This is a genomic window from Azoarcus sp. KH32C, from assembly GCF_000349945.1.
GTDB lineage: Bacteria > Pseudomonadota > Gammaproteobacteria > Burkholderiales > Rhodocyclaceae > Aromatoleum.
Genome location: NC_020548.1, coordinates 361,412 through 374,829, shown reverse-complemented (window position 1 = coordinate 374,829; position 13,418 = coordinate 361,412). Strand labels below are relative to the sequence as shown.

The window sequence follows — 13,418 nt, the reverse complement described above, 5'->3', positions numbered from 1 at the left end:
GGAGGCGACAAATGAATATCAAATATTTGCTGATCGGTGCCGCGGCAGCCGTGTATGTCGGCGCCGTTGCAGCGGCTGTGACGGCGGATGAAGCGGCCAAACTCGGCAGCACGCTCACGCCGGTGGGGGCAGAGAAGGGGGGTAGCGCGGATGGAACGATTCCGGCATATACGGGAGGACTCACGAGCGCGCCGCAAGGCTACCAAAAGGGTAGCGGGATCCGCCCCGATCCATTTGCCAATGAAAAGCCGGTCGCATCGATCGATGCCAAGAACTTGGATCGCTTCGCCGATAAATTGACGGAGGGAACCAAGGCGCTAATGAAGAAGTATCCGTCATACCGCATTGACGTGTATCCGACCCATCGCACCGCGGCATTTCCGAAATACATCACCGATAACACTCAGAAATGCGCAACGACCGCTAAGACCACGAACGGCGGATTATCGCTCGAAGGCTGTCACGCCGGTATTCCGTTCCCGATTCCGAAGGACGGCTTCGAGGCGATGTGGAACCATCTCACCCGATTCGGCGGTCGCAGCTTGGTGTACGACTACAAGGGACTCTACGTCGATTCGTCGGGCCGACCCACGCTGACATCCGGCGGGACGTACTCTGCCGACTACCCCTACTGGGATGACGGCAAGCCGTCCGAACTGCTGCTGCGCGTGAAGAGCGAGTACAAGGAGCCTGTGCGGCGCAGTGGCGAAGTCATCATGATTCATGACGCCATTAATGCTGCGGAGAAGGGGCGGCGGGCCTGGGCCTACCTGCCGGGGCAGCGTCGCACCAAGCTGGCGCCGTCGCTCGCGTTCGATACGCCCAACCCCTCTATGGGCGGTAGCGCCACTTATGACGATACTTGGCTGTTCTTCGGTTCGATGGAGCGTTTCAACTTCAAGCTCGTGGGCAAGAAGGAAATATACGTTCCTTACAACACCTACAAGATGGCCTACCACTCGAAGGTGGACGAACTCTTCAAGCCGATGCACCTGAATCCCGACGAGGTTCGCTGGGAACTGCACCGAGTGTGGGTCGTTGAAGCGACGCTCGCCGAGGGTAAACGTCATATCTACAGCAAGCGCGTGCTCTACCTCGACGAGGACTCGTGGGTAGCGCTCGCCAGCGATCAATACGACTTGCGCGGTCAGCTTTACCGCGCCGGCTTCGCCTACATGACGCCGAGCTATGAAATCCCCGCGCCGACGGCGGACATGCACGGTTTCTATGACCTGATCTCAGGTATCTACGCGGTGAATTTCTACACTGCCGAAACCAGCGGCATGCGTCAGGTGCAACCGCTTCCCGACCGCGAATGGGCGCCGGAAGCCCTGGCTGGTGGCGGAATCCGCTGATCTTCCGGAAGGGGCTCCCGGCGGCGTCTAGCTCGTCGTCGGGGCGTGAATGAGTCGGGGCGGCGAGGATATCGGTGCCCGGAGGGCATGTAATGAAATTTCGTGAGCGAATCCGGACGCTGTCGAGCGTGCTCCTATTGATGACCGTCGCGTGTCCATCATGGGCGTTTCAGGATCCACTGGACCGACCGGCAACGAAAAGCGCGCTTGCGCCACGAAGCTTGCTGAATGCGGTGGCCCGTGCGGGCGAACGACTAGTCGTCGCAGGTCAGCGCGGTCACATTCTCTACTCTGATGATGCGGGCAAAAACTGGACGCAGGCCGAGGTGCCGGTAAGTTCGGATCTGACGGCGGTGCACTTTCCGACGTCGCAAAAGGGGTGGGCGGTTGGACACGACGGGGTGGTGCTGGCGACAACCGATGGCGGGAAAAGCTGGGTCAAGCAACTCGACGGACGAGGGCTCGGACAAATTATGCAAGACTACTACGCCAGGTTCGAGGGCACGGGTATCGCTGCCAGGCAGCTGGAAGAACTGCGGGCGGCGGCGCAGCGTTTTGCCGAGGAGGGGGCCGACAAGCCCTTCCTGTCCGTGTGGTTCGACAGTGAGACCGACGGATATGCGGTGGGCGTGTTCAACCTGATCTTCCACACCAGCGACGGCGGCAAGACCTGGACCCCGTGGTTCGATCGCACCGAAAATCCGGAGCAACTTCATTTCTCCTCGATCCAGCGTGCCGGCGAGGGCCTCTATCTCGCGGGCGAGCGCGGCATGGTGCTCAAGTTTGACAAGGAAGCGCAGCGTTTTCGTTCGGTGTCGGTCGATTACCCCGGATCCTTCTTCGGGCTGACCGGACGCGAACAATCGGTTGTCGTGTTCGGTTTGCGCGGCAATGTGTTCCGGAGCGAAGACGGCGGTGCTCAGTGGCACAAGGTGACGACCGGTTTGAACGTCACGATCACCGGGGCGACGCTGACCGAAGACGGCCGCATCGTTCTCGTGAGTCAGCGCGGTGACGTGCTCATGTCTGCCGATAACGGTCGGTCCTTTACGCCCTCGCCAATGGCACAGGCGCTGCCGGCCAGCGCCGTGGCCCCGGTCGGTACACATGCATTGGTGCTTGTTGGAACCCGCGGGGTCAACATTCAGGCGCTCAAGAAGTAGGCGCTGTCCCCCGATCACGAGATAGAGAATCCGCCATGGCCGTTGGAATGAATAACCCTGACGTGATGCCGGTTGTGCCGAGCTTGAAGGATTTTGATTCGAGCTCGGGGAGCTGGCTGGAACGACTCCTCTTCAACAACCGCTTGGCGGTCATGCTGGTTTGCCTGATCGCCACGGCGGTGCTGGGATACTTTCTCGCTACCCAATTGGTGTTGAACGCCAGTTTCGAGAAAATGATTCCGCAGAATCATCCGTTCGTTAAGAACTACTTGGCCAACCAGGCCGACCTGCGCGGTCTCGGTAATGCCATCCGCGTGGTGGTGGAGAACACTGAGGGGGATATCTACGATCCCAAGTACCTCGCGACGCTGCGCGAGATCAGCGACGAACTGATTCTGACCCCCGGTGTGGACCGGGCGGGGGTGAAGTCCCTGTGGACGCCGGCCGTGCGCTGGGTTGAAGTCACCGAGGAGGGGTTTCAGGGCGACCCGGTGATGGCCGACGACTATGATGGATCGCCGCAGAGCATCGCGCAGCTGCGCCAGAACATCGCCCGTTCGAGCACCGCCCAGAATCTGGTCGCGAATAATGAAAAGTCGAGCATGATCGTAGTCCCGCTACTCGACCGCGATCCGAAAACCGCGGCGCGGCTCGATTACCGCAGCTTTTCGCACACGCTGGAAGAGAACATCCGGGCCAAGTACGAAAACGCGAAGGATGGTCCGAAGCTCAAGATCCATATCATCGGGTTCGCGAAACTGGTCGGGGATCTGATGGATGGCCTCGCCCAGATGGCGACATATTTTGCTGCTTCGGCCCTGATTGCCGCGGCAATCATCTTTGCCTATACGCGTTGTGTGCGCAGTACGCTTGTGGTGGTGGTCTGCTCGCTGATTGCCGTGCTGTGGCAGCTCGGCCTGGTGTCGGCTCTCGGCTTCGAAATCGATCCTTTCTCGGTACTCGTGCCCTTCCTCGTGTTCGCCATCGGCGTATCCCACGGCGCACAGAAGATGAACGGGATCCTGCAGGACGTGGGGCGGGGGACGCACCGGCTGGTGGCCGCTCGATATACATTCCGGCGACTGTTTCTGGCGGGCCTGACTGCTCTGCTTGCCGACGCGGTGGGTTTTGCCGTGCTGATGGTGATTGATTTTCCGGTAATCAAGGACCTCGCGATCACGGCCAGTATCGGCGTGGCCATCCTGATCGTGACCAACTTGGTTTTGTTGCCGGTGTTGCTCTCGTATGTTGGAGTCAGCCACTCTGCGGCAGAGCGCAGCCTGCGCCTCGAGTGCGAGGAGTTGCGCGGCAAGGGGTTCGGCAAGTTCTGGCTGTTCCTCGAACGCTTTACCGAGCGGCGCTGGGCGTCAAAGGTGGTCCTGGTCGCCGCAGTGCTTGCGGTAGGCGGATTTGTCGTCAGTCTGAAGCTGAAGATCGGTGACCTCGACGCGGGGGCACCCGAACTCAGGCCCGAATCCCGCTATAACCGCGACAATGCCTACATCACGGGCAACTACTCGCTATCCAGCGACCAGTTCGCAGTGATCTTGAAGACGCCACCCAATGGCTGTGTCGATTACAAAGCGCTGACCGAGGCCGATCGTCTCGGCTGGGACTTGCGCCAGGTGCCCGGCGTGCAGACCACCGTCTCGCTGGCCGATTCCGTGCGCGTTGTCACTGCCGGGCTTTATGACGGGAGTTCCAAGTGGCTGACGGTCGCGCGCAACCAGGAGACCGCCAATTTCGCCGGCAATCAGTCCCTGATCAATAATCCCGATCTGGCAAACAAGGAGTGCTCGATCGTGCCGGTGGTTGCCTATCTGGCGGACCATCGGGCGGAGACGCTGGAGCGCGTCGTGCAGGCGGCGGGCGAATTTGCTGCCGAGCATAGCGTCGATGAGCGCCAGTTCCTGCTCGCGGCGGGAAATTCCGGCATCGAGGCGGCCACCAACATAACGGTGAAGGAGGCCAATCGCACAATGTTGCTCTACGTGTATGTGGCGGTCATGGCCTTGTGCTACATCGCGTTCCGCAGCTGGCGTGCGGTCCTGGTTGCGGTCATTCCGCTGGTCCTCACCTCGATTCTTTGCGAGGCCCTGATGGTTTTTCTGGGCATGGGCATCAAGGTTGCGACCTTGCCCGTTATCGCATTGGGGGTGGGGATCGGCGTCGATTACGCGCTTTACCTGCTTTCCGCGCAGCTTGCGTATCAGCGTAGCGGGCTCGGTCTCGCGATGGCCTACAAGAAGACGCTGCAATTCACCGGCCGCATCGTCGCACTGGTGGGTGTCACGCTCGGCGCAGGGGTCGTAACCTGGGCGTGGTCTCCGATCAAGTTCCAAGCCGACATGGGAATCCTGCTGACCTTTATGTTCATCGTGAACATGTTTGGCGCGCTGGTACTGGTTCCCGCCCTCTCATACTTCCTGCTTTCACCAAAGCCGGTAGCGACGCCGATTCGTGAGGGAGAGGCGGAACGGCTGGTGGCATGACGGGGGTGATGGGCTTGTGCGAGCGCGGATGAGGCTCCCGACGCGCATCGGAACCTTTCGATGCGCGCCGCTGCTTCAGACAAGCGGGCAGGTTTGCCGAGCGCTGGATCGGCCGCCTGCCTGCGCTATTTTCTTTGCTCTGACGAAGGCGAGACGTAGAAATGCGGCTCGTATTCCTTAACCACCGGCCCATCGAGTGCCCACACCATGCACTTGTCGAGAAAATGCGGTCTCTCGCCTTGGGTCGTGGTCAAGTTCCTGTCATTGAGGCGCGCATGCAGCGCATGTGCGGAAACCGACTGATATGCTGCGGTCGCTGCATTGGACAGCAGGTCGCGGAGATGAGTGCATCCTTTCACGCCGCCGATGCGTTGTTCGATTTCCTTGCGCCAGCCTGGCCCGATCGTAACACCGACCATCGCCTGCATCGGATCGGCGGTCTGCATGCAGTCCGGAAACGGAGCATGTGCTGTCCTGGCGACGATTTCCTTGATCGTCAGCGAATCATCAACAGTCAGGCGTATGTGCATGTTGTGCACGGGTTGGTGTGGCGGAACCTCGCCGGAGTGAAGCATATAGGGGTAATCCTTGACGTCGCTGAGTTCGCCGTCGATATCCCATAACCCGTCATCGCGGAGGTAGCACTGGTAAACAAACTTTCGCGTGTGGAGGCGTGTGCGGGCTTGTGCGTCAGGTAGTGACATTGTCGATGGCGCCTTTCGTGTTTTGGGACTCCGCTGCATAGGGGCAGCGGGTCCAAGGTCTGTTTTGCAGAATGAGTGCTGCCAAGGGGGCGGGGATGTCGCGAAACCGTGGGCGGGCTCTAATCGTCCAGCGCGGATCACGCAGCCTCGACCATGATCGGGTGAAGGCAATCGGCCTGCCCAGGATGCCCCAAGGGTTTGTACGGGCAGCGGATCGTCTATCAGCGCAACAAGGTGTCAGCGCCGAAGACAACGCTGTCGGAGCCGGTCAAGAGCGGACGAGTCATGGCTTCGGCGATCGGAAACAATCCGACGATGGTGTTGAGGGCAAGGAAGCGGCGTCGGACGGCTTCCTTGTCCTTGCTTACAGGCTGCGCGAGATGAGTTCGCGCATGATTTCAGAGGCCCCGCCATAAATCCGCATGACCCGGGCGTCGGCATAGAGCCGGCAGATCTCGTACTCGCGCATGAAGCCATATCCACCAAAGAACTGCACGCACTGATCAACGATCCGCCCCTGCATCTCGGTCGCCCACAGTTTCGCCATCGATGCATCAACCTGCGTCAGCTCGTGCTTCACGTGCTTCGCCAGACACTGGTCGATGAAAGCCCAGCCGACGGCGAGTTCCGCCTTGATGTCGGCGAGCTTGAAGCGCGTATTCTGCATTTCGGCGATCGCCTTGCCGAAGGCCGTGCGCTGACGGACATAATCCACGGTAATGTCGTAGGCCTTTTGCGCCGCCGCCATGGACTGGACCGCGATGGTCAGGCGCTCCTGCGGCAACTCGGTCATCAACTGAGCCATCGCCCCACCCTCGGCACCGAGCAGATTCTCGACCGGGACGCGGACGTCATCGAAAAACAATTCCGACGTATCGGCGGACAGGTGCCCGAGTTTGTCCAGATTGCGGCCGCGACGGAAGCCGGGACGGTCCGTTTCCACCAGGATCAGGCTCATGCCGCGCGAGCCGCCTTCGCGGTTCGTACGGGTCACGACGATCACCAGATCACACATCTGGCCGTTGGAAATGAAGGTTTTCTGTCCGGAAATGACATATTCGTCGCCCTCACGCATGGCCCGGGTGCGAATGCCTTGCAGATCGCTGCCGGTGCCCGGCTCGGTCATCGCGATGGCGCAAACGGTCTCGCCGGAGATCATCCGCGGTAGCCACTTTTGCTTCTGTTCCTCCGTTCCGTAGGACATGAGGTAGCCGCAACAGACGTCGTTATGCACGGAAAAATCGGCAGCCGGTCCCGCGAAGCCGGCGTACCAAAGCTCTTCGATGATCACCGCATTGAAACGGAAGTCACCGCCGAGACCGCCATAGGTTTCAGGCACCTGAGGGCAGAGGAGTCCGGTTTCGGCGCCTTTCGCCCAGTAAGAACGATCGACGATGCCTGCCTCCTCCCAGCGTGCGAAATGGGGCGCAATTTCCTCCGCAGCGAAACGGCGAACCGTGTCGCGAAAGAGATCGTGTTCCTGATCGTAAATGGGGCGCTGAGCGAGCATGTTCACTTCCTTTCTGTTTCGTTTCTTGAGGTGGCATTGCGAGTCCTGTGGCGCGGGCACGCGCGCCCGCGCCCATGCCGCTGTGTGGCCGTATCTAGCGCCTGTCGGTGTCCGTCTCAGTTTTCGGGCCGTCGACAAGCAGCTTCGGTTCAGCGTCGAGATGGAATCCGTTGAACGGTTTGGATTTGTGGTGAGGCGTGAAATCGTTGTAACAGACGCGCGCGTTTGGTGCTCCGCCGTCAACACGGATGCAACTGCCGGTAATGAATGCAGCGGCGGGGGAGAGCAGATAGACAATAGCGGCAGAGATCTCGGAAACGGTCCCGTAGCGTTGCATCGGGACCTTGGTGGGAAATTTGAGGATTTCCCTTTGCGCTTCGGGCGTGTAGGTATCGAAGCCGCTACTTGCGACGCCGCCGACCGCCACCGCATTGATACGCACACCAGAAGGGGCCCATTCGGACGCCGCACTTTCAGTCAGATTCCACATCCCCGCCCGCGCTGCACCGGAGTGGGCGTAGTTCGGCCAGCCGTTCCACATGTCGGCGATGATGTTGACGATGGCTCCGCCATGGTTCTCCATCCAGCGGTTGTAGGTTTCCCGCATGAAGATGAAGCCCCCCGTCAGGTTATTGCGCACCACTGCCTCAAAGCCTTTTGTACTGATCTCCTTCAAGGCCTTTCGGTATTGACCGCCGGCATTGTTCACCAGCGCATCGATGCGGCCGTGGGTCGCCAGCACAGCATCGATCGTTTCGATGACTTGCGACTCCTCGCGGATGTCGCAGACATGCGTGCTCACACGTCCGCCTTCCGCCTCGATTTCACCCTTCACCGTTGCGAGTTTCTCCGGGTCGCGACCTACGATCGCAACCGTCGCGCCCAGGGCACTCAGCTCATGAGCGGTGCAGCGCCCGATGCCGCTGCCTCCGCCTGTGATGATTACAACCTGACCGTCGAACACGCCTTCACGGAACACGGACCTGTATCCCATCACCTTCTCCTTTTTGCCTGATTCGTGGTTGCAGTCAGTCGTTTCGCAGTGAGTCGCGCATAGCCGGGGCTGCTGCGCTGTCCGCAGGCGAAAGCTGTTCTATAGCTAACGGTAAGCATGAATACTATGTATGTCAAGCAATCTGTGCCCTGACTGTCTGCGGGCGACGCGTGCAGCGCGGACGTGCCATCTGTTGGGGGCGCTGCACTCGGAAACATCTTATTGGGTGATATGTAGGATTACGAGATGTTGACGCCTTTTGCTGAACAAAACTTTTGGCAGCGCTACGTTGACTTAGTGAGTAATGCTCACTAAGCTGGACCTAATGAGCGTAACTCACTAACGCCCCAGATGTCGAAACACGCTGCGCCGGGGTGTGAGGGGGATACCTGTTTGACTGTCGAGAGCAGGAGAAAACTGATGAACACGGTTCTGGATAAATTTGCGCAAGCGGCGCAACGGCCATACGAACACGTCAAGGCGTGGAAGCACGAGCGTGGCGTCAAGGCGGTGGGGACTCTTCCGATGCATTTCCCGGCGGAGATCATTCACGCCACGGGTGCCTTGCCGGTAATCGTCCAGGAAATGCCCGACGCGATCACGAGCGGTGGCGGCGCGATGTACCCATTCTTCTGCGGCTACACCCGCAGCATCGTGGACCAGGTCACTGAGGATCAGCTCGGTTTTCTTGATGCGATCATGTTTACCGATCACTGCGTCCAGTTGCTGAGTGCCGCCGACGTGATCCGGATTTCGCGCCCGGAGACCACGATCCATTTTCATCAGTTGATCGCCTCCCTGCGCCAGCCCTGGTCGCTCGAAAGCTCGGTCAAGACTTTGCGCGAGCTCGTCGCCGACCTCGAAGAGATGCTCGGCGTCGTCGTCACCGAGGAGGCGCTGCGCCACAGCATCAGCGTATTCAACGAAAACCGTCGCCTGATCCGTGACCTGTACCAGATGCGCAGGACGGGTCAGATTCAGCTCCGCGCGTCGCAGATGCAGCACATCGTCAAGTCGAGCATGGTGATGGATAAGGAGACGCACAATGCGCTGCTCCGCGAGTTGATCGCTTCACTCAAGACGTCGACGGCGCCCCGCTCGGACAAGGTGGCAATCTACGTGTCGGGGCACTTGTGCCACGCCCCGCGACCCGAGATTCTCGATCTGATCGAGGACTGTGGCGCGGCGATCGTCGACGATGACCTCTACACCGGCTATCGATACGTGTCCACCGACGTCGACGCGGAGATCGGTGACCCGATCGTAGCCCTTGCGACGGCCTACATCCGCAAGAACGACAACGTCCCGTGTCCGACCCGGATCGATCCGGAAGTCGACTGGGAGGAGTGGCTGCTTGGCGCCGTGGATCGGTGCGGTGCGCAAGGGCTGGTGGTCCTGCTGGTCAAGTTCTGCGAACCGCATTACTTCGCCTATCCCCGCATCAAGGCGGCCTTCGAACGCAACGACGTGCCGCACCTCATGATCGAGACCGAGCACGATGGCGTCGCGATGGAAAACGTGCGGACGAAGGTCGAGTCCTTCGTCGAGATGATCAAGGTACAGCGCGCTGCAAGAGCCGTCGCAGCCTGACCCACAACGAGCGAGAGATCCGGAGAAATAGACATGAGCGCGATCATTACCCCCGAACAGAGAATACTGGGTGCCGAGCCGCCCATCGCCAAGAAGGCAAACCGCCTGCAGGCGACCAAGCTGAACAACCAGATGGTCAATGCCTACTGGGAAGATCTCTTCCGCGCCAAAGAGGAGGGGCGGCTGGTGTGCTGGACCGAAGGCATCCAGCTCAACCCCATCCTGCAGGCTGCCGACATCGCCTGGTGCCACGGCGAGGCTGCTGCTGCCCTGCTGGCTGCACGCAAAGAATCGGCCGCGCCGCAGGCCCACATGGAAACGCTCGGCTATGACCGCGAGCTCTGTTCCTATGCTCGCACGCATATTGGCTGCGGTGTGATGAATCAAAGTTCCAGCGTTGAGGCCCAGACACTGTTGAATGTCGACGCACGCACACTGGGCTCGCGCATTCCGGCGCCGGACATGATCATCAGTGCCTACCCCTTCTGCAGCACAGGCCAACAATGGGACAACGAGCTGTACCGCACATTCGGCAAGAAGGTGCCGATCTTCAATATCTCGATGGACTGGGTGTGGGGCAACAAGTCCTCGGCGAAGTACATGAGCGGGCCGGAGTTCCGCGAAAAAGTGGCGTTCCTGAAGAAGCAGCTGCAGGACTGCGTGCGATTCATTGAGGGCATCACCGGCAAGCCCTACGATTGGGACCGACTGTCCGAGATCATGAAATACATCAAGCAGGCCGCCGAGCTGCGCCTGGAGGCCATGCGTCTGTGCAAGGCCCGGCCGTCGCCGGCCAGTTTCTTCGAGTGGACCAACAGCATCGCGCCGGTCAACTTCCTGCCTGGCGGGCCGGAGATCGTGCACTACTTCGAGCAGAAGAAGGCCGAGATCGAATCGCGCATCGCCCAAGGCATCGGCTCGGTGCCAGTGGAGAAGTACCGCCTGTGGTGGGACGGCATCATGAACTGGAACAAGATCGGGTGGCTGTCCGACAAGTTTGCCGGCTACGACGCTTGCATGGTCGCTGGTCGCTACACGCACATGGGCTTCTGGCAGGAACCGCAGGTCATCGACTTGCGCGACCCGCTCGACGGCATGGCGCAGAACTACATCACTTGCCCCATCAGCATCTCGGCACCGCAAGTGATCGAGAAGATCATCGAGCACTGCGAGTACTACGAGATCGACGGTCTGATCCTGCACGGCGCGCGAACCTGCCGCGCCTTCTCTTACCCGCAATACATGATCGCTGACGCCGTAGGCAAGCGCCTCGGCCTGCCGGTCGCGATGTTCGAGGGCGACATGGTCGACGAGACCTTTTACAAGGACGAGGTCGTCAGCAGCCGCGTCGAAGCGATGTTGGAGGCGATCGACGCCAGCCGCGCTCGGATGCGCTGATCCGAATCCCCCTGCAGAGGAAAAGATCATGAAGTCCCATGTGCTAGGCATCGACTTTGGCTCCACGACGGCCAAGGTAGTCATCCTCGATGAGGATGGAAATACCGTCGCCTCTTGCGTCTCCCAAAAGGGGGCAGTGAGCGATGAGGGTGTGAGGGCCGCTCTGCGGGGAGCGTTCGAGCAGGCGGGCATCGACCTGTCCGCCGTCGTCAGGGTCGTTAGCACCGGTTACGGTCGCCGTATGCTCGACATTGCCGACCGAACCATCACCGAGATCACCTGCCATGCGCGGGGCGCCCGAGCGCTTGCTCCTGAGGCGAGGCTGGTGATCGACATCGGCGGGCAGGACAGCAAGGTGATCGCGCTCGACCGCAGCGGTTTGGTCGCACGTTTCGCGATGAACGATCGCTGTGCAGCTGGCACCGGGAAATTTCTCGAAGTGCTCGCGCGCGCCGTTAATGTCGAGCTTGAGGATATGGGCGCCGAGGCGCTCAAGGCCCAGGACACGGTTGCCATCACGAGCATGTGTGCGACCTTTGCCGAAACCGAAGTGATTTCACTGCTTGCCGAAGGTCGGCCGAAGCAGGTCATCCTCGCCGGCGTCCATCAGTCAATTGCAAGCCGCACCGTCGGTCTGGTCGGGCGCGTCGGCAAACACGACCCCATTGTGATGACGGGGGGCGTCGCACAGAACATCGCCGCCGTGCATTTCCTCGAAAAGGCGTTGGAAACACGTCTCATCATCCCCACCGGGGCGCAGATTGCGGGCGCGCTGGGCGCGGCGTTGTTCGCGCTGGACGATCTGCGCAGCGCAAGCAAGGTCAGGCGCGACGACGACGATGCGGTCGAGGGAAAGCTCGAACAACTGCTTGCCGATCCGCAGCGCTGCACGCCCGCCTGCGGCAAGAAGGAAACCCCGGTCACCTTCAAGGCCTGAACGGGCCGGCCGCATTCACAACCGCGCGCCGGTCGATTGGCCGGCGAGGATACTTATCGAAGCGAGCGATTGCCATGGGACCGCTACACGGAATACGCGTTATTGAAATGGCCGGGATCGGGCCGGGACCCTTTTGCGGCATGTTACTGGCCGACATGGGCGCCGACGTCCTGCGTATCGACCGCCTTGTCGAGACCGACAGAGGCATCGACTTTCCATCGAAGCTCGATCTTCTGAACCGGAATAAACGTTCAGTCGCAATCGACCTGAAATCCGAGCAAGGTCTCGCCACCGTCCGGCAATTGATCTCGGGGGCCGACATGCTGATCGAAGGCTTCCGGCCCGGTGTGATGGAGAAGCTCGGGCTCGGTCCGGAGGATTGCCTGCGTAGCAATCCGCGACTGGTCTTCGGACGCATGACCGGATGGGGCCAGGACGGACCGCTGAACCGGGCTGCGGGCCACGATCTCAACTTCATTGCGCTCACCGGCGCACTCGATGCCATCGGCCAGAAGGGGGCGCCGCCGACGATTCCGCTGAACCTCGTCGGCGACTTTGGTGGCGGGGCGCTTTACCTTGCGATGGGGCTCCTTGCAGCGGTGATCGAGGCGCGCTCCTCGGGTGCGGGCCAGGTGGTCGACGCCGCGATCATCGACGGGGTTTCCAGCCTGATGACGATGCAGTACGCGCTGAAGCAGATGGGCGCGTGGCCTGGCGAGCGCGGGAGCAACATCATCGACGGCGGAGCGCCTTTCTACAATGTCTATGAGACAAAGGATGGGCATCACGTGTCGATCGCGGCTGTCGAGGCGAGGTTCTACGAAGAGCTACTCGAACACGTCGGATTGAATTCGGACGACCTGCCGGATGAAGAGGGCCGATATGCGGCCGACCTGCCGGAGCAGAACGACCGCGCGAGCTGGGAGCACATGCATGCGCGCTTCGCCGAGATATTCAAGACTCGGACCCGCGACGAGTGGTGCTCGCTTCTCGAAGGCACCGACACCTGCTTCGCCCCCGTCCTCACGATGGACGAGTGTGTGACACATCCGCATAACGTCGAGCGCAAGGCATTCGTGGAGGTGGGCGGCGTGCTCAATCCGGCGCCGGCACCGCGATTCAGCCGCACATGTTCCGAACTTCGCCGTCCACCGCCGCGCATGGGGGCGGACACGGAACCGGCGCTGGCGGACTGGGGTTTTTCGCCAGACCAGATCAGCAAGTTGGGAGAGTCCGGCGTCATCAAGCTGAATAAGGCGTAAGGACTTGTCCGCT

At 60.6% G+C, this 13,418-nt stretch carries 10 protein-coding genes; 7 read left to right on the top strand and 3 right to left on the bottom strand.

What is annotated here, in order from left to right; all coding sequences use genetic code 11:
- Positions 1-11: 11 nt before the first annotated feature.
- The 3 genes from AZKH_RS24500 (at position 12) to AZKH_RS24490 (ending at position 5,010) form a co-directional block, all read left to right on the top strand.
- On the top strand, positions 12-1,355 hold the full coding sequence (locus AZKH_RS24500; protein WP_015451994.1) for a DUF1329 domain-containing protein: 1,344 nt from the start codon (positions 12-14) through the stop codon (positions 1,353-1,355).
- A 92-nt stretch (positions 1,356-1,447) separates the two neighbouring features.
- On the top strand, positions 1,448-2,518 hold the full coding sequence (locus AZKH_RS24495) for a YCF48-related protein (RefSeq protein WP_041657912.1): 1,071 nt from the start codon (positions 1,448-1,450) through the stop codon (positions 2,516-2,518).
- Between the two features lie 35 nt (positions 2,519-2,553).
- The gene (locus AZKH_RS24490; protein ID WP_015451992.1) at positions 2,554-5,010 is read left to right on the top strand and encodes an RND family transporter; all 2,457 of its coding nucleotides are present in this window, start codon (positions 2,554-2,556) and stop codon (positions 5,008-5,010) included.
- A 125-nt stretch (positions 5,011-5,135) separates the two neighbouring features.
- Here AZKH_RS24490 and AZKH_RS24485 read toward each other — a convergent pair whose 3' ends face one another.
- The 3 genes from AZKH_RS24485 to AZKH_RS24475 all read right to left on the bottom strand — a co-directional run bounded on the left by AZKH_RS24485 (position 5,136) and on the right by AZKH_RS24475 (position 8,218).
- Entirely contained in the window at positions 5,136-5,714 is a 579-nt protein-coding gene (locus tag AZKH_RS24485; protein WP_015451991.1) for a DUF2889 domain-containing protein, read from the bottom strand.
- A 364-nt stretch (positions 5,715-6,078) separates the two neighbouring features.
- Entirely contained in the window at positions 6,079-7,224 is a 1,146-nt protein-coding gene (locus AZKH_RS24480; protein ID WP_015451990.1) for an acyl-CoA dehydrogenase family protein, read from the bottom strand.
- Between the two features lie 94 nt (positions 7,225-7,318).
- Positions 7,319-8,218, bottom strand: coding sequence for an SDR family oxidoreductase (locus AZKH_RS24475; protein WP_015451989.1), 900 nt, complete (start codon positions 8,216-8,218; stop codon positions 7,319-7,321).
- Between the two features lie 420 nt (positions 8,219-8,638).
- Here AZKH_RS24475 and AZKH_RS24470 point away from each other — a divergent pair, with 420 nt between their 5' ends.
- The 4 genes from AZKH_RS24470 to AZKH_RS24455 all read left to right on the top strand — a co-directional run bounded on the left by AZKH_RS24470 (position 8,639) and on the right by AZKH_RS24455 (position 13,405).
- Positions 8,639-9,808 (top strand): 2-hydroxyacyl-CoA dehydratase subunit D, encoded by a 1,170-nt coding sequence (locus AZKH_RS24470; protein WP_015451988.1) that lies wholly within the window; start codon positions 8,639-8,641, stop codon positions 9,806-9,808.
- 33 nt (positions 9,809-9,841) lie between these two features.
- Positions 9,842-11,206: a 2-hydroxyacyl-CoA dehydratase subunit D gene (locus tag AZKH_RS24465; protein ID WP_015451987.1), complete on the top strand. Its 1,365-nt coding sequence runs from the start codon at positions 9,842-9,844 to the stop codon at positions 11,204-11,206.
- Between the two features lie 40 nt (positions 11,207-11,246).
- Positions 11,247-12,143, top strand: coding sequence for an acyl-CoA dehydratase activase (locus tag AZKH_RS24460; RefSeq protein ID WP_231874594.1), 897 nt, complete (start codon positions 11,247-11,249; stop codon positions 12,141-12,143).
- A 74-nt stretch (positions 12,144-12,217) separates the two neighbouring features.
- The gene (locus AZKH_RS24455; protein ID WP_041657910.1) at positions 12,218-13,405 is read left to right on the top strand and encodes a CaiB/BaiF CoA-transferase family protein; all 1,188 of its coding nucleotides are present in this window, start codon (positions 12,218-12,220) and stop codon (positions 13,403-13,405) included.
- Positions 13,406-13,418: the final 13 nt, after the last annotated feature.